Source organism: Alteromonas sp. Mac1, from assembly GCF_001562125.1.
GTDB lineage: Bacteria > Pseudomonadota > Gammaproteobacteria > Enterobacterales > Alteromonadaceae > Alteromonas > Alteromonas stellipolaris.
Genome location: NZ_CP013932.1, coordinates 2,612,180 through 2,634,391, shown reverse-complemented (window position 1 = coordinate 2,634,391; position 22,212 = coordinate 2,612,180). Strand labels below are relative to the sequence as shown.

The window sequence follows — 22,212 nt, the reverse complement described above, 5'->3', positions numbered from 1 at the left end:
GCGTATTGGTTACATTGTTTACTATAAGCGAAGGAGGCCTATATGAGTACAATATTAACCCGTGAAGAAATCCAAGAAAATCTCAATATGTTAAATGAAGGGCTTGAGGAAAACGAACGGTGGACATTAAGCGATAATGCGATTGAAAAGACATTTACCTTTAAAAGTTTCATTCGGGCATTCGGTTGGATGTCACAAATTGCTATCTGGGCAGAGAAATTAAAGCATCATCCGGAATGGTTTAATGTTTATAACCGCGTTGAAGTGAAATTAACGACGCATGATGTGGGTGGTTTAAGCGAATTAGATTTTAAACTGGCAACAAAAATGGAAAGCTTTAAACCCTAAACGTTTAATTATTAACCTTGAATTGTTTGCCGATTGAACGTAACGATTAAAATTAAAGCGTTCAGTCAGAAAAGTGAAATAATTAAGTAATAAGTCCTTGTGTTACAAAAGTGCGTATGTATAATACGCCCCACGTTGAAGGGAGGCATCAAACACCTCAAGCCAACAACGTTATTTTCTGGCGCGGGATGGAGCAGTCTGGTAGCTCGTCGGGCTCATAACCCGAAGGTCGTAGGTTCAAATCCTGCTCCCGCAACCACAGAAAATTAAACGATTTAAATACTGAGTTGTCTAAATATAGAGGCAAGCAGTTAAATGTACAGACGCGGGATGGAGCAGTCTGGTAGCTCGTCGGGCTCATAACCCGAAGGTCGTAGGTTCAAATCCTGCTCCCGCAACCACATTATAACCCTGGCTTATGCCGGGGTTTTTTGTTTCTAAAGCACAGCTTCTTGATTTTCATTTCTTAATTACTTCACTTCATTATATGTCTTCACGCTAACCCCCTGTTTTGTTGTCAATACAGACCATCCTAAATTTCTCAGTAAAGCCTTTGCATGCACCAAAGGTGGTAGCTTTCGCTTAATTGCCAAAGCTCATATATATGCCTAGCTCTTAAGCGGGATTGCCGGCACACGCTTGGCCAATTTAATTTACAGCGCATATTTAATTAGTGAACGTAAAATGGTAAAAGTAACCCTATATAATAGAAAAAGAAGAAATATACCCTTGGTATATTTGATAATTCTTAAATTTCCTTCGCTTCGAAATGCGCGCTTTTGGGTAGTATGATTCAAGAATATTTTACGATAGGGCAAGAGGTCACCTTGCTCGATGGAAGTTATGACTTTGGCTTAGTAGCACTATCGTTAATGATTGCTATTTTTGCGTCATTTATGGCATTTAACGTCGCCACTCAGGCCGCCGTTTCTACTAATAAATTCAGAAAATACACATTACTCAGTGCGGGTAGTATCGCCATGGGGGGCGGGATATGGGCCATGCACTTTTTGGGTATGCTCGCCTTTGAGTTGTGCACCGCCGTTTCCTATGACGTAGGGATAACCTTAGCGTCTGCATTACCGGGCATAGCCGCGGCTTGGGTAGCGCTTTACCTCATGACAAAGCCTACCATTTCATTCACCGAAATATTAACTGGCGGCGTGCTTGTGGGGTCAGGCATCGGCACCATGCACTACAGCGGTATGGCGGCTATGGAAATGTCGCCTTTACTTCGCTACAGCCCTTCATTATTTATACTCTCAATTGTTGTCGCAGTTTGCCTCGCGATGCTGGCCCTATGGATCAAATTTGGCCTAAGTGCCGTGGGGATAAAAAAGTCGAGCTTGGGAAGGGATGCTTTAATTGCAAGTATTGTAATGGGCCTTGCCATAGGAGGTATGCATTACACGGGAATGTTAGCAGCCAGATTTGTTATGCCGCCAGGGATGGAATTTACTTCACAGCCTTCTGAAATATCAATTTATCTAGCACTTTCAATTGCAATGGTTACGGTTACGCTCATTGCATTAGTGCTGGGTATTACCTTGTTGTTTAAGTACAAAGATGTCAGTTCACGTGCTATCGAGAGCGAACGAATTCAGCGGGCTATTACGGATATTGCGGTAGATGCCATTATTACAGTAGACAGTACCGGCATTATTAAAACAGCTAACCCGGCAGTCACTGCGGTGACAGGATATTCACCGGAGGAGCTTATTGGTCAACAAGGAAAAATACTGGCGCCAGATGACAAAAAATCAATTTACAGCAGTGATTTCTTTGAACAAAAATCAGTACCGACTGAGCAAATAATTGGAACCAGCCGAGAGGTGGTCATTGTTGGTAAAGGTGGGGAATATATCCCTGTTCGGGTTGGGATTGGGTATACCAAGGTAGATGGTAAGGCCTTATTCGTTGGTTTTTTCTCTGACTTAAGAAAACGCAAAGCAATGGAAGATGCGCTGCGTGAAAGTGAAGCTAAGTTCAGGAGTTTTATTTCTAATATCCCAGGTATGGCTTATCGTTGCTTGAATGAGCCTAATTGGCCCATGGAGTTTATCAGCCAAGCAGTAAGCGAGATAACGGGATATGCCGCAGATGATTTTATTTTGCCACACCCTAAAATTACGTTTGGTTCCCTTTGTCACCCCGATGATGTGGCGCGCGTAGAAGCAGAAGTGGCTGCCCATAAAGCATTCAGTATTGAGTACCGTATTATTAATAAAGCGGGTGATATTCGGTGGGTGACCGAACATGGTGTTCATGTCCTTGATGAGCAAGGCAACACTATTTATTTAGATGGCTTTATTTCTGATATTACCGCCCGAAGGGAAATGGAAGAAGAACTTAAAGCGGCAAAAGAAAGAGCAGAGCAGGCTGCCGCTGCTCGCACAAACTTTCTTGCCAATATGAGCCATGAAATAAGAACGCCAATGAATGCCATTATTGGTTTCAGTGATTTAATGCTTGCAGAAAAAATGCCGCCAGAACAGCACGGTCACCTTACCACGGTAAATCGCTCTGCACGTTCACTGCTGCACCTGTTAAACGATATTCTTGATAGCGCTAAGTTAGATAAAGGCAAACTCGATTTAGATTATCGCGACTTCATAATTCGCGAAGAAGTCGATACCGTGATTTCTACATTTTGGCTTGAAGCCAAGCGCAAGAGAATTTCATTAGAAGTACAAGTGGGGAGCGAAGTTCGCGAGGCCTACAATGGTGTTCCAGAGCGTATTAGGCAGGTGCTTAATAACTTAATTGGTAATGCTGTTAAATTCACTGGCGATGGCAGTGTGGTGTTAGAAGTATCCAGTGACAGCTCTTTTGTCTACTTTAAAGTAAAAGACTCGGGTATTGGCATGAATAGCGAGCAGGTCAATCGTGTATTCGACGCATTCGCCCAAGCTGACGCGTCAATGAGTAGAAAGTATGGCGGCACAGGTTTAGGCACAACTATCTCTAAACAGCTTGTTGAATTGATGGGCGGAAACATTTGTGCGCAAAGCGAGCTTGGCGTTGGTAGTACTTTTACCTTCCGCTTACCGCTTGTGCCAGCAAAAGCCCCTATGGCAATGGAAGAAGGTAAACCTGTCCAATTGCCACCAATGCATATTCTTATCGTAGATGATATCGCTCAAAATATTGATTTGTTGTCTTTGTTATTATCGCGTTCTGGGCATACCGTCGAAGTGGCGCGCGATGGCCAAGAAGCACTGGAAAAAATGAATATCCCCGGTATTGAATTGGTGTTGATGGATTTGCAAATGCCGGTATTAGATGGCCTAGAAGCATCAATACTAAGACGAAAATATGAGGTTGAGCATGGCCTACCTCCGATGCCAATTATCGCGTTAACAGCCAGTGTGTTAGTTCAGGATAGACATGCCGCAACCGATGCGGGAATGGATGGCTTTGCGAATAAGCCTATTGATTACCCCGTACTTACTCGAGAGATGGCACGGGTGCTGGGCAAAGAGATTGATGAATCAGCCACATTAGTTGTTAATAATGATAAATCAGAAAAACCTAAATTAAGTAAAGTGGTAGACGTAAATCGAGCAATTATGCTTTGGGGTGACGCACAAACCCATCGCAACGAAGTGGAGCGATTTACCCGTGAAAACGAAGCCAAAATTGCGCAAATAAGAACAGCAATTCTCGATAACGATGCAGCAAAAACAGCATCACTGGCTCACGGCATTAAAGGCGTTGCCGGAAACCTATGTTTAAACCCTCTGATGTCAGTTTGCCGAGATATTGAGAAAAATGCACATGCTGGTGAATTAGATATTTCAACAGTACAAATACTTAAAAAATCATTCAATGAAGTGATTACATGGCTACAAGGCACTCATGAATCCAAAACGGTGCACGTTAAGCAAGATGTTAACTACACTGTGTTGTTAGAGCACCTAACTAAACTGAAACAGAGTGTTGAGCAGAACATGCTTGATGAAGATGAATTACAAGAAGTTAAAGCGCTTGCTGGTGGTGAATACAAAGACACCATAGCCTCCATTATTATGGATATTGATGATTTTGAGTTCGAACGTGCCGAAGCGCAGCTCGTCGAGCTTATTGATACGTTGGCCACAGAGACTGAAACGCAATAATGCTTAGAACTATTGAAAAGCCTACCTTGTTACTGGTTGATGATGAGCCAGTAAATTTAAGAGTCTTAAAGCAACTGTTAGCTGCAGACTACCAACTCATTTTTGCCAAGAACGGTGAAGAGGCGATTAGATTAACCTCGCAGCGTCAACCTCAACTTATTTTGCTAGATATTATGATGCCAGGACTTACAGGCTTCGAGGTATGTAGAATATTAAAAGGTCAAGACGATACACGTCATATTCCAGTTATATTCGTTACTGCGTTAAATGATGAGCACGATGAAGCAGAGGGTTTTGAGGTTGGGGCAGTTGATTATATTACTAAACCCATTTCACCACCGGTGGTAAAAGCCAGAGTTAAAACCCATTTGTCGTTAGTGCAGTCTGATGAACTTATGCGTACTCGATTGCAAGTGGTACAGCGCTTAGGCCGTGCAGCTGAATATAAAGACAACGAAACCGGCATGCACGTATTACGCATGAGTCATTACTCAAAAGAATTGGCACTCGCTTACGGGTTTAGTGATGAACAAGCTGAAATATTACTGCACGCAGCGCCTATGCACGATATAGGTAAAATTGGTATTTCCGATAGTATCATGTTGAAGCCGGGTAAATTGACAGACGAAGAGTTTGCAATAATGAAGACCCACCCTGAAATTGGTGCTGAAATTTTAGGGGAATGCGATTCTGCATTGTTGGTGGTAGCCAAGTCGGTATCACTGACTCATCATGAAAAATGGGATGGTAGTGGCTACCCGAACGGACTAGCAGGTGAAGATATTCCTATTGAGGGAAGAATTTGTGCCGTGGCAGATGTATTCGATGCGCTTACCAGCAAACGGCCTTATAAAGAGCCATGGAGCGTAGACAAAACATTAGCCTTTATGGAAAGTCAGAAGGGCAAGCATTTCGATCCGGCGCTAATTGATTTGCTGATGGCAAAATTACCTCAGATATTAGAAATAAAAGAAAAGTGGAAAGACGAAGACTAGATAAAGACTTATAGAGTCTGTGCTATAAATCATGGGCTACTAACTAATAGTCGAGTGCTGTTGCTTAATGTGACGTCAATCAGTATAATGCGCTTATTAAGTGATGGTAGCGGGCTCCCTCAGTGTTTAGGAAAGTAACGCTTCCATTCTCAGCAAACTATCACCTACCGGTGTTTTTTACCCATGTGTTTGCATTTGTCTTTTTGACAAATTTGGGTTCAGAATTTTAATAAAAGCCCCGCTAGTCCGGGGCTTTTTGTTGTATTAGACCCTGGAGTCAGCCTAGCTGAGCTAGGTGATGACAGGTGGGCTTAAGGCCCTTTTTTCGTTTTTGGAGGTTTGCATTGGCAAAACTTGAAGAGAAACTAACCGAAATGCTTAACCCAGGTGTAGAAGCTTTGGGGTTTGAATTGGTTGGGATCGAATTTGTACGAGCGGGGAAACATTCAATTCTTCGCGTTTTTATTGATCATGAAAACGGTATCTCCGTAGATAATTGTGCAGATGTAAGTCATCAAGTGAGTGCGATATTGGATGTTGAAGATCCAATTAGCACAGAGTACAACCTAGAAGTATCTTCACCAGGTATGGATAGACCGCTTTTCAAAGAAAAGCATTATGTTGATTCTGTAGGTGAAGTTGTTCAGGTTCGTTTATCTATGCCGATGGACGACAGACGTAACTTTAAAGGCAAAGTATTGGCTTGCGACAATGGCGTAGTCAGTATTGAAGTGGATGGCCAGCAGTTCCAGTTAGCTGTGGCGAATATCGAAAAAGGTAACGTTGTTCCCACATTCGAATAACGGAACAGCAATGCTTTCATCGACGAAAGCTTGAGTGAGGCTAAAATGAATAAAGAAATTTTGTTAGTGGCGGAAGCCGTTTCAAATGAAAAACAAGTGCCTAGAGAGAAGATTTTTGAAGCGCTGGAATTTGCAATAGCCAGTGCCACCAAAAAGAAAAATGAAGGCGATATTGAAGTACGAGTAAGTATCGACAGAACCTCTGGCGACTTCGACACATTCCGTCGTTGGTTAATTATTCCTGATGATCAGGAACAAGAGAACCCGTTCGCAGAAATCACCCTTTCTGCTGCACAAGTAGAAGAGCCTGAGCTTCAATTAGGCGATTATGTGGAAGATCAGATTGAATCTATCAAATTTGACCGCATAACTACGCAGACCGCGAAACAAGTTATCGTACAAAAAGTACGTGAAGCTGAACGCGCGCAAATGATTGCAGAATACGAAGATAAAGTCGGCGAGTTGGTAACCGGTACGGTTAAGAAAGTAAACCGCGACAACATTATTATCGATTTAGGTAATAACGCCGAAGGTGTTATCTACCGTGACGATATGCTTCCTCGTGAAACGTTCAGACCAGGCGACCGTGTTCGCGGCTTACTATATGTAATTCGCCCTGAAGCACGTGGCGCTCAGTTGTTTATCAGCCGTACTCACCCTGACATGCTTGTAGAGCTATTCAGACTTGAAGTACCGGAAATTGCTGAAGAAACACTAGAAATTAAAGCGGCGGCTCGTGATCCGGGTTCCCGTGCAAAAATTGCCGTTAAAACTAACGACAAACGCTTAGATCCAGTTGGTGCGTGTGTGGGTATGCGTGGTTCACGCGTACAAGCAGTATCGGGCGAATTGGGTGGTGAGCGTGTTGATATCGTATTGTGGGATGAAAACTCTGCACAGTTTGTTATTAACGCCATGGCCCCTGCAGAAGTTGCCTCTATTGTTGTGGACGAAGACAGTCACATGATGGATGTAGCAGTAGAAGCTGACAACCTTGCTCAGGCAATCGGTCGTAGCGGTCAAAACGTTCGCCTTGCTAGCCAGTTAACTGGTTGGGAATTGAACGTGATGACAGTAGAAGATCTGAACAAGAAACATGAAGAAGAAAACGCGAAGGTGTTGAACATCTTTACCGCTGGCTTAGATGTAGACGAAGAGTTTGCTGCTATGTTGGTTGATGAAGGTTTCACCACATTGGAAGAAGTGGCATACGTGCCAGCAAGCGAGCTTCTTGCCATTGACGGACTTGATGAAGATACCGTTGAAGAATTGCGTAATCGTGCACGTGCATTCCTTACGACCCGTGCATTAGCAAACGAAGAATCGCTTGAAGGCGCAGAGCCTACCGAAGCCTTACTAGGCCTTGAAGGAATGAGTAAGCACGTGGCCTATGTGTTGGCCAGCCGCGGCATTACCGACCTTGAAGAACTGGCCGAGCAAGGCACAGATGAAATTAGTGATATTGATGAACTAGACGAAGCTACTGCGGGTGCGCTGATTATGGCAGCACGTAATATCGTTTGGTTCAATGAAGAGTAAAGGTCAACAGGGGGAATAATACGTAATGGCAGATGTATCTATTGAAAAGCTCGCCAGCGACATTGGTACGACCGTTGACCGATTGGTTGGCCAGTTTAAAGACGCGGGTATTACAAAGAATGCCGGCGCTCAGGTTACTGAAGAAGAGAAAAAGAAACTGTTGGATCATTTAAGTAAGCAACACGGCAGCGCGTCCGAACCACAGCGCATGACACTTAAACGCAAGACAACCAGTACTATTAGCGTAGGCAAGTCTAAAGAAGTTAAAGTTGAAGTACGTAAGAAGCGTACTTACGTTAAGCGTACTGATGCTGAAGAGCAACAACGTCAAGCGGAAGAAGAAGCGAAGTTAGCTGAAGAAGCACGTTTGAAACGTGAAGCAGAAGAAAAAGCTGCTTCTGAAGCAAAACAAGCTGCTGAAGAAAAAGCGCGTAAAGCGGAAGAGTCAAGAAAAGCTGCTGAAGAAGAACGTGCACGTCGCGTTGAGCAAGCTAAGAAAGACGCTGAAGCACGCAAAAAAGACGAGCCTGAAATGTCGGCTGAAGAAAAAGCCGCTCAGGAAGCTGCTCGTCAGGAAGAAGAACGTCTTCGTAAAGCGCAAGAAGAAGAAGCGCAGAAGAAGCTTGAAGAAGATGCTAAGAAAGCGGCTGATGAAGCACGTAAATTAGCAGAAGAAAACGAGCGTCGTTGGAAAGAAGAAGCTGAAGCACGTAAGAAAGCGGAAGCTGAAGAAGTTCACTTACATTCAAACCGTTATGCTCAAGAAGCAGAAGACGAGCAAGACGCCCAAGTTGAGCGTTCTTCACGTCGTCGCAGAAAGTCTAAGCGTAATGCGGGTGAGCACTTGAAGCAAGGCTTCAACAAGCCAGCTCAGCCAGTAGAGCGTATCGTTAAGCTAGGTGAAACTATCACTGTTGGCGAACTTGCTAGCAAGTTAGCGATTAAGTCGAATGAAGTTATCAAAACCATGATGAAAATGGGTGAGATGGCGACCATTAACCAAGTTCTTGACCAAGACACAGCAGTACTTGTTGTTGAAGAAATGGGTCATAAATTTGAACTGGTTAACGACAACGCGCTTGAAGAAGAATTGTTAGCTGATGATGGCACAGGTGGTGATAAAACGTCACGTGCACCTGTTGTAACCATTATGGGTCACGTAGACCATGGTAAGACATCACTACTTGATTACATTCGTCGCGCGAAAGTGGCAGACGGTGAAGCGGGTGGTATTACTCAGCATATCGGTGCTTATAAAGTACAAACTGATAATGGCGAAATTACCTTCTTAGATACTCCTGGACACGCCGCATTTACTGCAATGCGTGCTCGTGGAGCAACAGCTACAGATATCGTTATCTTGGTTGTTGCGGCAGATGATGGCGTAATGCCACAAACAAAAGAAGCGGTTCAACATGCTCGTGCAGCAGGCGTACCGTTAATCATTGCCGTGAACAAGATGGATAAAGAGTCAGCGGATCCAGATCGTGTTAAAACTGAGCTTTCTCAACTGGAAGTTATTTCAGAAGAGTGGGGCGGTGAGCACCAGTTCTGTAACGTTTCTGCTAAAACTGGTATGGGTGTTGATGGTCTTCTAGAAGCCATTAATCTTCAAGCTGAGTTACTAGATTTACAAGCGGTAGCTAAAGGTCCAGGTCGCGGTATCGTTATTGAATCACGTCTTGATAAAGGTCGTGGTCCAGTGGCTTCAGTACTTATCCAAGAAGGTGAGCTGAAAGCCGGTGATATCTTACTATGTGGCGAAGAGTACGGACGTGTTCGTGCAATGCGCGATGAGCATGGTCAAGAGCTTAAGCTAGCGGGTCCATCTACACCTGTTGAAGTACTAGGTCTATCTGGTGTTCCAGTAGCCGGTGAAGATGCAGCAGTTGTTAAAGATGAGCGTAAAGCGCGTGAAGTAGCGGCTAAGCGTCATCAGAAGAAGCGTGAACTTAAACTAGCTCGTCAGCAAAAAGCCAAGCTTGAAAACATGTTCGCGAACATGGAAGCAGGCGACGTTAGCGAACTTAACATTGTACTTAAAGCTGATGTACAAGGTTCTGTAGAAGCGATTGCTGAGTCGTTGATTAAACTATCAACGGCAGAAGTTAAAGTGAATATTGTTGGTAGCGGCGTAGGTGGAATCACTGAAACTGATGCAACATTGGCAGCGGCTTCTGGCGCTATCGTACTTGGCTTTAACGTTCGTGCCGATGCAACTGCACGCCGCGTATTAGAAGCTGAAGAAATTGATTTACGTTACTACAGCGTTATCTATAGCCTAATCGACGAAGTGAAAGCAGCAATGAGCGGTATGCTTGCGCCAGAATTCAGACAAGAAATTATTGGTCTGGCTGAAGTGCGTGATGTATTTAAATCGCCTAAGCTTGGTGCTATCGCTGGTTGTATGGTTACAGAAGGTGTGGTTAAGCGTAGCAATCCAATCCGTGTACTTCGTGAAAACGTAGTAATCTATGAAGGTGAACTAGAATCTCTACGTCGCTTCAAAGATGACGTACAAGACGTACGTAACGGTATGGAATGTGGTATCGGCGTTAAGAACTACAACGATGTAAAAGTTGGAGACCAAATCGAAGTCTTCGAAATCGTTGAAGTTAAACGCGAAATCTAATTGCCTAACTAAATCAGTATAATTAAAGCGGGGGCACAAGCCCCCGTTTTTGTCTGTCACTTTTCAAAAAGAGACCTTGTTGTTTATAGGCTAAGCTTTAACAGGCTATACCTTTAAACGGCTTAGCTTTAAAAGCCTGAGTGACTGGCAACAATCGCTGATTTAAAGACAGGAGAAAGTTATGGCTCGTGAATTTTCACGTACCGACAGAGTGTCGCAGCAAGTTCATAAAGAAGTGGCTAGCATTCTGCAAAATGAATACAAACACCGCGTAGGCGATATGCCGCTGATTACCGTGTCTGATGTAGATGTAACTCGAGATTTAGCCCACGCTAAAATTTATGTGACTATCTATAACAGCACAGAAGAAGAAGGCAAGAGACAAATAAAACAGCTGGCCGAGTTTCAGCCGTTTATTCGTAGTATCTTGGCTAAGCGTTTACGCATGCGCTCTGTGCCGCACCTTCATTTCTTTGAAGATAAATCAATTATCGAAGGAATGCGCATTTCTAACTTGGTATCGCAAACCGTTGCGGCAGATGACGCTAAACGAGATACCGACGAGTCAGAAGAGAAGGAATAAATGGCAAGGCGTCGTAAAGGCCGTGATATTAACGGCATAGTATTGCTAGATAAGCCATTAGGCGGCTCTTCAAACCAACTTCTTCAAAAAGTACGTTGGTTGTTCAAAGCTTCAAAAGGTGGTCATACAGGCGCACTAGACCCATTAGCCAGTGGTATGTTGCCTTTATGTTTAGGTGAAGCCACTAAGTTTTCTCAGTTTCTATTAGACGCAGAGAAAACCTATGAAGTGACCGCAACCTTAGGTATTCGTACTACTACCTCTGATGCAGATGGTGAAGTCGTTGAAGAAAAGCCGGTGACGGTGGATGAAGAAACGGTTCGAAACACGTGTTTGCAATTCTTAGGGAAGAGCAAACAAGTGCCTTCCATGTTTTCGGCGCTAAAACACCAAGGTAAGCCTCTTTATCACTATGCTCGTCAGGGGATAACAGTTGAGCGTGAAGCCAGAGACATCGAAATATTTGAACTTGAAGTCACGCGAATTGCGTTGCCAGAAGTGGATATGCGCGTTAAATGCAGCAAAGGCACTTATATTCGCTCGTTAGTAGACGATATTGGTCAAATCCTTGAGTGCGGCGCTTACGTCACACGATTGCACCGTACTGAAGTAGCCGATTATCCAACGGATAAAATGGTATCTCTTGATACGCTAATTGCTACTCAAGAAGCATTAGATGAGGGCGACTTTGCCGCACTTGATGCCTTTATGATACCTATGGACACCGCGGTCAGTAGACTGCCTTTGGTCTGCATTAACGATGCTGAAAAACAGCGTTTTGATAATGGTCAAAGTGTTAAAGGCACTTGTAGCGAAGCATTAGTTGTCGGCCAGCCTTACCGAGTTTATTTTGGAGAAAATGAACAAGGTTTGTTTTTAGGTGTAGGTGAAGGCGTTCAAGATCCAAAAGACCAAGTGGGGTCTAATGGCGATATTTTTGTGAATCCCAAAAGACGGGTTGTGTACAACCAATAAAGTTTACACTTTCCCTTGCTAACTCGCGCGCTGTCATTATAATACGCGCTTCATTCCGTCTGGCTGAATTAGTGATCGGCCGGACATAATTTAGGAGAATGTTATGTCACTAACTAAAGACGAAACTGCAACAATCATTGCTGATTATGGCGTAAAAGAAGGTGATACTGGTTCACCTGAAGTTCAAGTTGCGTTGTTAACTCACAACATCAACAAGCTTCAAGGCCATTTTGCTGATCATAAGAAAGACCACCACTCACGTCGCGGTCTTCTACGTATGGTTAGCCAGCGTCGTAAGCTTCTAGACTACCTTAAAGGCAAGAACGCTGAGCGTTATCTTGACCTAATTAAGCGTCTTGGCCTACGTCGATAAGCTTAAGTTTTTAATGAAAAAAGCACCCTAGGGTGCTTTTTTTATGCCTGTAAAACATTGCCCACATAGCAAATGTTGCGTATGTTTAGCATTGGTAATGCTTTAAGCATATGGAAATGATTAATAATAAGAGGGATGTATGTCATCAAATATTGATTACTCAACGTATTCATTGGAAGAATTGAAGCAAGCTCGCGCCACAATTGACGAAATTGAGCACCCAGAACGGGCGCAAGAGTTAGAAGAGCGAATTGTGAAGTTTCAATCATCAGGAAATCCTTCCACAGAAACTTCCTCCACAGTATCTACCGCAAGTGTTTTAAGAAAAGGTAAGGTTTCCTTTCATGGTAAAGCGTCAGAATTCTTTTCTATTTGGATTGTTAACCTATTGCTTAGTATTGTGACACTGGGTATCTATTCTGCGTGGGCAAAAGTAAGAACCAATCGATATTTTTATGGAAATACTGATATTGATGGTCATCGGTTTTCCTATCTAGCTAATCCATTACAAATTTTAAAAGGCCGTATTATTGCGGTGTGTTTATTTGCTAGTTATTTTATTTTAAGTGCAGTAAGTCCTATTGCAGGCGCAGTCATGGTGTTGGCTTTAATGCTACTCACGCCCTTTATGATAGTGCTAGGTCAACGTTTCAGTATGCGTATGACAGGCTATCGAAATGTTCGATTTAAATTCAATGGTGGCTTTGGTGGCGCGTTTGTGGTTTTCGTAGTGTTGCCTATCGTTAGCATGTTTACCTTGTATTTAATGTTGCCATGGGCGCTTAAGAAGATAGACGAATACCTAGTTGACGAATCTGCTTTCGGTGACAGTAGATTTACTACGAAATTGAGCACGGGATCTTATTATCTTGCGTCACTTGGCGCTGTGGGTATAGTCGTGGCAGTGTTTATCGTTGGTGCTAGTGCAATGGGTTTTGGCTTTAGTAGCCTTATTGAAACATTAGAAAACGGCGCACCTTTAGTGATGCTCGCTCTGATCGGCATGTACCTTATTGCTTTTGCCATTTCATCTAGCTTTTATACCGCCCTTATTCGCAATCATATTTATGAAAATAGTGAAATACCAAACGTGGCGCAGTTTAATTCTAATGTGGGTGTAATGCCTTTGGTATGGCTTAGAACCACTAACGTTATTGCTATTGTTCTTTCCTTAGGGTTCGCTATTCCATGGGCGAAAATTCGCAGTGCTCATTTCTTTGCTAATGCAACTGAGGTCACTGTGTTATCAGGTATTGATAGCGTTACGTCCATTAATACCGGTTCTGTGGGCGCGACAGCTGAAGAAGCGGCTACGTTGTTCGATGTTGATGTCGCGTTAGGCTAGCTCAATGATAGATGGGCAGCTATATCAATCAGAAGGTTCATCGGTCACACCTATTACCGCGAGTATTGAAGATAATATACTGGTCATTCGTCTCATAAACGAGGACCAGTGTAATGCTAACAACGGCCTAGGAATAAACGAAAGTAATGCTGTCGTTAATACGGACGTGATCAATGGTGAAAGTGCCGAACCGTTAAGGTTTCAGCAATCTGAAGTTAATGCGAAGTCGAAACTGGGCAACTTGCCTCGAGAAATCACCTTACCTAACGACCGCTTACTGGTTTGTTCACCATCACCACTGTTAAATCAGTGGTTAGATGGTGGGGCAGGTAGTCGAATCTCTCAAATGGAGACAAGAAAGCCTTGGTTAATCGCGAGTGTTTTATTAGTCCCACTTTTACTCTACGTTATTTTTGTACAGGGTATGCCATGGGCAGCCGTTAAATTTGCTGACCAAATACCATATTCCATTAAAACCGTAGCTTCACAGCATACGTTGAGTGCATTAGATTATTCTATGCTGGAGCCTAGCACGCTACCCGATTTGCAACGTGAGCAGTTAATGATGGGGTTCAACGCCGTTGTAGAGCAAGTTAGCGAACCTGGTACTGAGAATGATATTCGGGTACGTTTCAGAGATTCCGAGCTCATTGGCCCCAATGCCTTTGCGCTACCCGACGGTACCATCGTGTTTACCGATGATTTGGTTGCACTGGTAGATGGTGACCAAGCATTACTTGATGCCATATTGTTACACGAAATTGGCCATGTGGCGCAAAACCATTCCATGCAAATGGTGGCCGAGTCTTTATTTGCCACCCTGGCGATAAGTTACTTTTTCGGCGATTTAAGCGGAGCAATTGAGTCTTTTATGGGAATAGGTTCTAGTGTTGTACAAAACCAATACTCACAAAAGCACGAATGGCAAGCTGACAACTTTGCTATTTCGAAATTAAAATTAATGCACCGAGATACCGCTGACTTTGCGGACGTAATGCGTAAACTATCGAACGAAACTGACCAGCAGGGCGCTGAAAATAGCTGGTTTCAATCTCATCCCTCAACCAAAGCACGTATAGAGAATGCTGAAAGCGCAGCATATCATGATTGATTGGTATTAGTCGTTCTAGTGGTAATACCGGGTGGAATACTTAGTGTTTATACCTAGTAGAATGCCTAGTGTTAGTGCCTAGATTTTGGCGTGTTTGTCTGTGTGGAAGATAGTGCGATTTCGGCCGTCGTCTTTTGCCTGGTAAAGCGCGTCATCGGCTTCTTTAATTAACGTTTCAATTTGCAAGACAGTGTCATGTTGAGACATGGGTATTTGCGTCACGCCAATACTTACCGTAATTCTATCTGCTCGCGAGTAACGTAATTCTGCAATCCTTTCATGCAAATACTTACAATAGAGTCGGGCATTGTCCTGGGTTGAGTTATATAACACTATCAGAAATTCTTCGCCGCCCCAGCGGGCAACAACGTCAGTTTTTCGTGTGGCAGATTTCAATGTTTTAGAGAGTAAAACAATAACCTCATCGCCCACATCGTGACCGTGCTTATCATTAATGTTTTTAAAGAAATCTATATCAATGAGTAAGAAGGACACAGGAACGAATTTTCGATTTACCTGATCGAGTAGCTTACGAATATCCGCCGAGGCGGCACGACGATTGAGTAAGTTTGTAAGCGGGTCGAGACGGGAAAGTAGTGTTAGTTCGTCGGTTTTCAATTCCAAACTGTCTCTTACTTCTATTAGCTCTTGATAAAGCTTGTCACGGCTTTTAGCTGAATGCATAGACCAGTAGAGTTGTTCGCCATGCAGTGTAACATTTGCCAGTACAGGTAACCGTTCTTGCTGCGCAGTAACCAACGTCATTTGAAGTTCCGAAAATCTACCCGTATCGAGTAATGACGGTCTCACATAGCTTTCAAAAAAAATTAAACTCGCCCGCGAAATAATACTGGAAACGTTACTTCCCGCCATATCTTCTCGTGAAGAGCCGAGAAATTCCAGTGCATCTTTATTGCAGTAATCGATACTTCCGGATCGTAAATCCGACACTAAAAGTAAACTTGGAAAGAGGTCGAGCAGTTCCTCATTCAAGAGACAAACTGCTCTATTTTTTCTGCAATAGTGATGGGGTTCGTCATATGCAAACAATGGCCGTGAGCATCTATCACTTCAAGCGATGACAAAGGTGTTTTTTCATGCATATATTTCCCCACTTCGACCGCTGTTAATGAGTCGCTGCGACTTTGCAGAATAAGAGAGGGAAAAGAAATTGTCGGAAGGACATTTCTATAATCGGAAAAGAAGGTGGCCTTTGCAAAAGGTTTCGCATATTTAGGGTCGGTAGAACAAAAGCTGCTTTCCAATTCTTTAACTAAAGTGGGGTCGTTCTCTCCCCCCATCACTAATGGCGCAAGGTAACTCGCCCATCCAATGTAGTTTTTGTCCATTAGGTTAATAAGCTCTTCCAAGTCTTCTTTTTCGAAACCGCCAAAGTAGTCTGGCGGTAAATTCAGAAAACAAGGAGAGGGGCATATCAATACAAAATTTGAAAAATGTTGCGGGGCGATAACTGAAGCGAGGTAGCCAATAATACCGCTCACTGAATGGCCAATAAACGTGACCTCGGTTAACTCAAGCGCTTCACAAATATCGATAACATCTTGTGCATACCCTTCTAATTCTTCATACCGAGATTTATCAAAAGCACTAACATTAGATTTTCCACAACCCACATAGTCAAACAGCACGATTTTGTATTTTTGCTCAAGATAGGGGGTAAGGTACTTCCACATGTTTTGGTCACAACCAAATCCATGTGCAAGCATAAGTGTTTTTGTGCCTGATCCAATAACGTTTACGTTATTATTGTCGATAATATGATTAGCACTGGATTGAAAAACCATAGTAGTCGCCTGTTCTTACTTGTGCAAAAAAATAGCCTGAAAATAGCAACACAAGGCTATCCACTTATATAATGTTTATAGCATCGAAGAGAAACAGAATATATGCTACTTAAGGTCAATAACGTCAGCGCAAAAAAAAGGAGCTGATAGGCTCCTTTCAAAATACATTCAAATTTGAGGCTAAGATTAGCCTTCAGATACGCTCGTTGCAGTTGAAGGCGCAGAGTTTGTAGAACTCGTTGTGCTTCGTGAAACTACTTTGGTGGCTATCTCTCTTAACTCATTTTCAAGGCTGGTAATGCGCCCAGAAAGGGAACTGTTACGCTGCTCTAACACCGATAATTTGTCAGACAAGTTGCGTACTTGTTGTTCGCTACTGCGTTTATCACCAGAGACTTGTTCTAGTTGAACATTCAAGGCTAGAATTTCATCAGCCAAAGAAGCCAACTGATTTTTCACTGAGCCAACTTGGCTCTGCTGGCTAGCCACATCATCGGCAACCTTCTTAATGTTGCCCTGAAGCGCGTTTTGAACGTTACCCACTCTATCACCTAAGTCAGCAATTTCTTTTTGATTGCGGCGCCAGGCTGAAGCCCAAAGTTTGTCCATCTGTTCCCACAAATCATTGGTCTTACTGGCCAGTTCATTTACTTTAACCTGCAATGCAACAGTCGACTCACCCATTTCTTCACCAGTAGCAGAAAGCTTCTTCTCTAATTCAAGAATGCGTTTTTCAGCTTGAGAAGCGACTACTTTTTGTTGCTCTACCAATGTGTACAGGTAATAACATCCGCCACAGGCACCAAGCGCAATAAGTGCGATAAGGAATACCCAGAGACCATTACCGCCACCACTGCTTTTTTCTGGGGATTTAGGAGAGGGGCTGGTAGGCGATGAGGAATTCGAAGGTGCTTTGGTTGGCGTAGGCTGACGCTTTTTTTGATAATCGCGACGATCTTCATCATCTAAACGAATAGTTGGAAAATCATCATTATTCGAATTATTTGCCATAAGTTCTCTATTTTCTCTTGTTAAAGCATTGGGTTAACTGCTGCCTACTTAGATGTAGGCGCAGTAACCGAAATATCATTGTTAGCGCATAATAACATCGATATTATATTGAATTAATTATAAATACCAATGGCGATTACGTATCGCTGTCAAACCATTCTACACGATACAAATCGCGACGACGATCTAGATAATTCCTAACAGAACCTTCATTTTGAAGTTTAGTCAGCTTATCTAAATCTAGGTCTACGATCAGCGTCATTTCCGTATTTGGCGTGGTTTCTGACACAATAGCATCGTGGGGGAATGCAAAGTCGCTAGGTGAAAACACCGCAGTTTGACCGTATTGAATATCAACATTGTCTACCTTGGGTAAGTTACCCACACTGCCTGCTATAGCCACATAACATTCATTTTCAATGGCGCGGGCTTGGGCGCAACGTCTAACCCGTAGATAGCCGTTTTTGGTATCTGTCCAAAAAGGAACAAATAGAATCTGCATTTCTTGCTCAGATAGCAACCGTGCAAGTTCAGGAAATTCCACGTCGTAACATATCAGTACCCCGATTTTCCCGAAATCTGTATCGAACACTTTAAGGCTATTACCGCCTTTCATTATCCAATCTTTCTTTTCGTGTGGGGTAAGGTGTAGTTTGTACTGACTTTCTATGGTGCCATCGCGCTTACAAATATAGCTAACGTTGTATAGCTCATCTTCTTCTACCACAGGCATAGAGCCCGCAATAATAGTGATATTGTACGACACAGCAAGGTGCGAAATGGAAGTCAGAATTTCATCGGTATAGGTGGCTAAGTGCCATATTGCATCAATTGAAGTATCAGACGGGCTCAGCCCCATTAACGGTGCGTTAAAAAATTCAGGAAACAATGCCACATCGCAGGAATAATCCGATAACGCGTCTACGAAATATTCAACTTGCTGAAGGAGTTCTTCTACATTGTTGAAGTAACGCATTTGCCATTGAATACATCCGATACGGGCGCTCGACTTACGACCAGTTATAAGCGATGGATTATTGGGCTCATAATAGATGTTGTGCCATTGCAGTAGCGTGGCATAGCCTTTCGAGGCTTCATCTTCAGGCAAATAGGCGCTGAGGACCTGTTTTACTTCAAAACCATTTGATAGCTGAAAAGTGAGAATAGGATCGTAAATGTCTTTAGATTTTACTTGTTCAATGTATTCATAGGGAGACAGTTCTTTCGCATAATTTTTATAAGTAGGAATGCGCCCGCCAGCCATTATTGACTTCAAGTTCAGGTTTCTACATAACTCTTTGCGCGCCTCGTACAAACGTCGGCCTAGTCTTAGCCCACGATAGTCGGGGCAAACGATGACTTCAACACCATACAATACGTCTCCATTTGGATCGTGAGTAGTAAGATAAGCATCGCCAGTAATTTCATCGTAGCTGTGTTTGTCGCCAAACTGGTCGTAATCCACAATGACTGAGATAGCGAACGCCACCACCTTTCCTTTGTCTTCAATACATATTTGACCTTCGGGGAACGTAGTGACTTGTGCCTTAAAGTTGTTATAAGGCCAAGCTCCTCCAACGTTTGCGTACACGTTATCCATTAACGCTTTAACATCGTTGTAATCATCTAGGCGCAAATTACGCAGCGCTAAATGATGTTCGGTTTCTTCAATGACTGTTTGATCCTGACTCATGCCTTTACCACCAGTGGTTGTTTTTCATATTTGAGCATAATTATTTCCGTGGGGCTAACGGTATTAATGCTTGTGTCATCTAGGTTTTAAAGCAAGTTTTATTCCTATTAAAACCAATGCGTTATAATCAAGAGGTTAGGCTTTCATTTATTGTTCGTTAATTGCGCATTTAAAGCTTGCTGTGCGAGTAACTTAAGCGTATAAATCCGCATCCAATTACTCGTGCTAACGCCGTACAAAGTCAAAGTTAATCATGGAACGTTTCTCGTTAGATTTACCTTCACCCCTTTATGTTTTTGATGAAAATTATTTCAGTAATATTGTCAGCGATTTACAAGAAAAGGGCTTTAGTATTAGGCCGTTAGGGGTGCCAGAGTTTGTTATAGATGCATTGGTCGCCTGCCAAGATACATTGTCCAAGCAAGCATATCGGCGCGCGGGGATTGGTCGGGCTCAACAATTTCAACACCACGAAAAAGTAAGAAGCGATGAGATATGTTGGATAGATGGCACCTCTTCAGAAGGGCAGTTGTGGCTAGAATGGTGTGAAGCGTTAAGGCTCTATATTAATCGCCATTTATTCATGGGGTTATTTTCGTTCGAGAGTCACTTTGCCTGTTACGGCCCCGGTAATTTTTACAAACGTCATCTCGATGCTTTCAAAGGTCAAAGTAATAGAATGCTATCGGTGGTGACCTATTTAAATGATGATTGGCAAGCTACGGAGGGTGGCGAGTTAGTATTATATGCTAGTGAACAAGATGACATTGGCGAGAGAGTGTTACCTGAAAAAGGCACTATCGCCATTTTTCTTAGTGAGGTATTTCCGCACGAGGTACTCACCGCAAAACGTGAGCGGCATTCAGTTGCGGGGTGGTTTAGGTTAAATACCAGTATTAATGAAAATATTGATCCACCAAAGTAATTCACCTATGGCTAAACCCTTACTTCTAATGCTAGTATCGAAACTATAAGTCAAAAGTATAATTCCCAAGTAATGCAGTTACTGTTAAACCCCAACAGTAGGTTATTGGCTTATAATATCGTAGATAGTTAAACCCTCCATTTAACAGATGTGGTAACTACGGTAAGTCTTAGGGACAAGAAAAAAAGTGATTAGTTGAATGTTGGAAAAAATTCCTGCCCCCACCTCAAAAGAGGATTTGCGCGTTCTGGTTATCGACAACCAGGGTTTAGTGCACGATGTAGTAGCCTCTGCGTTGCATGCTATTGGTATCAAACATGTTGTGAGTGCATTTAATGCCTTTCACGCTATTCGTTTGTGTGAAGAAAAGCGTTTTGATTTCGTGCTGCTTGCATTCAATGTGAGTCACGATAAAGACGGCTTTCATTTATTCGAAGAGCTAAAGCACTTAAATCATATCAATGACACCACTACGGTTATCTTTCTAAGTGCCGAAACATCACCAGAATTGGTTAATTGTATCGTTGAGTTGCAGCCTGACGATTTCTGGGTGAAACCGTTGACGCCAAGCAGTATCGAGTCTCGTTTAAATTACTTACTACAGATACGCTATAAGCTTCATAAAATGCTGCATTGTATGAAGGTTGGCGACTATTCTACTGCGATGTACTATGCAGAGCGCCAATTAAAAGACATGTCATTATCCGACTATCACCCCAGAATTAGGCGCCTAATTGGCGAATGTTTGCTGCAACTGCGTGACTATGAAACGTCTGAAAATTACTACCGAGAACTACTGCAAACCATGGATCATGCGTGGGTGCATATTGGCTTAGCCCGTTCGTTATTGCGTCAGGATGAGCTAGAAGAAGCTCAACTCTTGGTTGAAGACTTATTACTACGCCCAGACACTCGGTTTTTAACCTACGACTTGCTAGCACAGTACTTTATTGAAAAAGAGCAGTTCGAGTTGGCTTACGAACAAATGAAACAAGCGAGTAAGTTAGCGCCTCGTAATATTGAACGTAATAAGCGATTGTGGGATTTGGCCAGGCTCAACCACGACAAAGTAGGTCAGTTGTCTGCGGTTCAAAATATGGCGAAGTTTGCCAAAAATTCTATTCATGATTCACCTGAGCTTTCTTTAAATGTAATTCGTTCTACCATCGATTTAGCCACTAGCCTTGGCGCTGGGGAAGGTGATAGATACATACAACGTGCGCAAAATGACTTGGAAGAGATCAGTCAGCAAAAAGGGGTTCAAACCCAACTTGGCGACCAAATTGATGTTATTAAAGCGCGTATGTTGTGCCTTCGAAATCAAAAGAAGTCGGCTGAGGAAATCATGAACGCCAGTTCAGTGCATACCACTGGGCAATCGATGGAAGATAACCTAGACAAAATGAAAGCTTTTCATGAGCTAGGGATGCGTGAGCAGTGCATCAGTATTTTAGAAAAGCTTAAAACGCAAATTGAGGGTGATACCTTTTCTTCGCAAGTCGTCGATGAATATCTCAAGCAAGAGTCTATTGAACGCACAGAGATACAGTTCACGACTAAAGAATTGAAGAACATGGCTACGGTGCACTATAAAGAGAACCGGTTGCAGCCTGCTTACAATAACTTGCGACAAGCACTTACTATTTCGCCTAAAGACAAACAAATTGCATTGAGTTTAATGAAGGTGTTGCTTCAACTGCACAGTACTCAGCCATTAAATGATGAGCAGTTGGAAGTGGTCACACTGGCAGCACGTATGTTAACCAACGAAAAGTTATCGTCTTCACAAGCGGAAAAGCGCGATCAGTATATTGATAAGTTGGGGCTTGAGGTAGAAGCACCACAGGGCAAAGAAGCCTTAGGCGTTCTTGGTCACCCTACACCTTAAATGAGTAAAGCGGACAGTGAATCTGCCTGCGTAAACTAAACCATGCGCCAATAGGGCATTACACGGAT

17 protein-coding genes and 2 tRNA genes are annotated in these 22,212 nt (G+C 43.0%); 15 read left to right on the top strand and 4 right to left on the bottom strand.

Annotated elements, in window-relative coordinates; genetic code table 11:
- Positions 1–42: 42 nt before the first annotated feature.
- From AV939_RS11215 to AV939_RS11155, 13 genes are all read left to right on the top strand, one after another.
- Positions 43–348, top strand: a complete 306-nt coding sequence (locus tag AV939_RS11215) for a 4a-hydroxytetrahydrobiopterin dehydratase (RefSeq protein WP_057791445.1) — start codon at positions 43–45, stop codon at positions 346–348.
- 182 nt (positions 349–530) lie between these two features.
- Positions 531–607 (top strand) — tRNA-Met (locus AV939_RS11210).
- Positions 608–672: 65 nt separating this feature from the next.
- Positions 673–749 (top strand) — tRNA-Met (locus AV939_RS11205).
- Between the two features lie 387 nt (positions 750–1,136).
- The gene (locus tag AV939_RS11200; RefSeq protein ID WP_061997667.1) at positions 1,137–4,466 is read left to right on the top strand and encodes an MHYT domain-containing protein; all 3,330 of its coding nucleotides are present in this window, start codon (positions 1,137–1,139) and stop codon (positions 4,464–4,466) included.
- Complete coding sequence (locus AV939_RS11195; protein ID WP_061997666.1) at positions 4,466–5,461, top strand: response regulator; 996 nt, start codon at positions 4,466–4,468, stop codon at positions 5,459–5,461. Before AV939_RS11200 ends, AV939_RS11195 begins: the two co-directional genes overlap by 1 nt.
- Before the next feature lie 344 nt (positions 5,462–5,805).
- Positions 5,806–6,264 carry a ribosome maturation factor RimP gene (rimP, locus tag AV939_RS11190; protein ID WP_013783811.1) on the top strand — a complete coding sequence of 153 codons (459 nt, stop codon included), beginning with the start codon at positions 5,806–5,808 and terminating at the stop codon, positions 6,262–6,264.
- Between the two features lie 45 nt (positions 6,265–6,309).
- A complete protein-coding gene (gene nusA, locus AV939_RS11185) occupies positions 6,310–7,803 on the top strand; it encodes a transcription termination factor NusA (protein ID WP_013783812.1) in 1,494 nt (497 codons plus the stop codon).
- Between the two features lie 25 nt (positions 7,804–7,828).
- Entirely contained in the window at positions 7,829–10,435 is a 2,607-nt protein-coding gene (infB, locus tag AV939_RS11180; RefSeq protein ID WP_061997665.1) for a translation initiation factor IF-2, read from the top strand.
- A gap of 181 nt (positions 10,436–10,616) precedes the next feature.
- Positions 10,617–11,018 carry a 30S ribosome-binding factor RbfA gene (gene rbfA, locus AV939_RS11175; protein WP_013783814.1) on the top strand — a complete coding sequence of 134 codons (402 nt, stop codon included), beginning with the start codon at positions 10,617–10,619 and terminating at the stop codon, positions 11,016–11,018.
- Complete coding sequence (gene truB, locus AV939_RS11170; protein ID WP_057791453.1) at positions 11,019–11,993, top strand: tRNA pseudouridine(55) synthase TruB; 975 nt, start codon at positions 11,019–11,021, stop codon at positions 11,991–11,993.
- A gap of 103 nt (positions 11,994–12,096) precedes the next feature.
- Positions 12,097–12,366 carry a 30S ribosomal protein S15 gene (gene rpsO, locus AV939_RS11165; RefSeq protein WP_013783816.1) on the top strand — a complete coding sequence of 90 codons (270 nt, stop codon included), beginning with the start codon at positions 12,097–12,099 and terminating at the stop codon, positions 12,364–12,366.
- Positions 12,367–12,505: 139 nt separating this feature from the next.
- Complete coding sequence (locus AV939_RS11160) at positions 12,506–13,711, top strand: YjgN family protein (protein ID WP_061997664.1); 1,206 nt, start codon at positions 12,506–12,508, stop codon at positions 13,709–13,711.
- A 4-nt stretch (positions 13,712–13,715) separates the two neighbouring features.
- Positions 13,716–14,822 carry a M48 family metallopeptidase gene (locus AV939_RS11155; RefSeq protein ID WP_061997663.1) on the top strand — a complete coding sequence of 369 codons (1,107 nt, stop codon included), beginning with the start codon at positions 13,716–13,718 and terminating at the stop codon, positions 14,820–14,822.
- Positions 14,823–14,900: 78 nt separating this feature from the next.
- Here the strand turns inward: AV939_RS11155 and AV939_RS11150 are convergent, their stop codons facing one another.
- From AV939_RS11150 to AV939_RS11135, 4 genes are all read right to left on the bottom strand, one after another.
- Positions 14,901–15,773, bottom strand: coding sequence for a GGDEF domain-containing protein (locus AV939_RS11150; protein ID WP_156454637.1), 873 nt, complete (start codon positions 15,771–15,773; stop codon positions 14,901–14,903).
- Between the two features lie 38 nt (positions 15,774–15,811).
- Positions 15,812–16,627 (bottom strand): alpha/beta fold hydrolase, encoded by an 816-nt coding sequence (locus tag AV939_RS11145; RefSeq protein WP_061997661.1) that lies wholly within the window; start codon positions 16,625–16,627, stop codon positions 15,812–15,814.
- Between the two features lie 186 nt (positions 16,628–16,813).
- Positions 16,814–17,638 (bottom strand): hypothetical protein, encoded by an 825-nt coding sequence (locus AV939_RS11140; protein WP_061997660.1) that lies wholly within the window; start codon positions 17,636–17,638, stop codon positions 16,814–16,816.
- Positions 17,639–17,774: 136 nt separating this feature from the next.
- Positions 17,775–19,331, bottom strand: coding sequence for a bifunctional GNAT family N-acetyltransferase/carbon-nitrogen hydrolase family protein (locus AV939_RS11135; RefSeq protein ID WP_057791465.1), 1,557 nt, complete (start codon positions 19,329–19,331; stop codon positions 17,775–17,777).
- A 253-nt stretch (positions 19,332–19,584) separates the two neighbouring features.
- Between AV939_RS11135 and AV939_RS11130 the strand changes: the two genes are divergently transcribed.
- Both AV939_RS11130 and AV939_RS11125 read left to right on the top strand, forming a co-directional pair.
- A complete protein-coding gene (locus AV939_RS11130) occupies positions 19,585–20,256 on the top strand; it encodes a 2OG-Fe(II) oxygenase (protein ID WP_061997659.1) in 672 nt (223 codons plus the stop codon).
- Positions 20,257–20,455: 199 nt separating this feature from the next.
- A complete protein-coding gene (locus tag AV939_RS11125; protein WP_061997658.1) occupies positions 20,456–22,144 on the top strand; it encodes a response regulator in 1,689 nt (562 codons plus the stop codon).
- Positions 22,145–22,212: the final 68 nt, after the last annotated feature.

Bases quoted from the DNA above. Each gene is read 5' to 3' on its own strand.
- AV939_RS11125 (WP_061997658.1), top strand. From the start codon at position 20,456: ATGTTGGAAAAAATTCCTGCCCCCACCTCAAAAGAGGATTTGCGCGTT.
- AV939_RS11135 (WP_057791465.1), bottom strand. From the start codon at position 19,331: ATGAGTCAGGATCAAACAGTCATTGAAGAAACCGAACATCATTTAGCG.
- rbfA (WP_013783814.1), top strand. From the start codon at position 10,617: ATGGCTCGTGAATTTTCACGTACCGACAGAGTGTCGCAGCAAGTTCAT.
- infB (WP_061997665.1), top strand. From the start codon at position 7,829: ATGGCAGATGTATCTATTGAAAAGCTCGCCAGCGACATTGGTACGACC.
- AV939_RS11160 (WP_061997664.1), top strand. From the start codon at position 12,506: ATGTCATCAAATATTGATTACTCAACGTATTCATTGGAAGAATTGAAG.
- AV939_RS11145 (WP_061997661.1), bottom strand. From the start codon at position 16,627: ATGGTTTTTCAATCCAGTGCTAATCATATTATCGACAATAATAACGTA.
- AV939_RS11155 (WP_061997663.1), top strand. From the start codon at position 13,716: ATGATAGATGGGCAGCTATATCAATCAGAAGGTTCATCGGTCACACCT.
- AV939_RS11140 (WP_061997660.1), bottom strand. From the start codon at position 17,638: ATGGCAAATAATTCGAATAATGATGATTTTCCAACTATTCGTTTAGAT.
- nusA (WP_013783812.1), top strand. From the start codon at position 6,310: ATGAATAAAGAAATTTTGTTAGTGGCGGAAGCCGTTTCAAATGAAAAA.
- truB (WP_057791453.1), top strand. From the start codon at position 11,019: ATGGCAAGGCGTCGTAAAGGCCGTGATATTAACGGCATAGTATTGCTA.
- AV939_RS11215 (WP_057791445.1), top strand. From the start codon at position 43: ATGAGTACAATATTAACCCGTGAAGAAATCCAAGAAAATCTCAATATG.
- rpsO (WP_013783816.1), top strand. From the start codon at position 12,097: ATGTCACTAACTAAAGACGAAACTGCAACAATCATTGCTGATTATGGC.
- AV939_RS11195 (WP_061997666.1), top strand. From the start codon at position 4,466: ATGCTTAGAACTATTGAAAAGCCTACCTTGTTACTGGTTGATGATGAG.
- AV939_RS11200 (WP_061997667.1), top strand. From the start codon at position 1,137: ATGATTCAAGAATATTTTACGATAGGGCAAGAGGTCACCTTGCTCGAT.
- AV939_RS11130 (WP_061997659.1), top strand. From the start codon at position 19,585: ATGGAACGTTTCTCGTTAGATTTACCTTCACCCCTTTATGTTTTTGAT.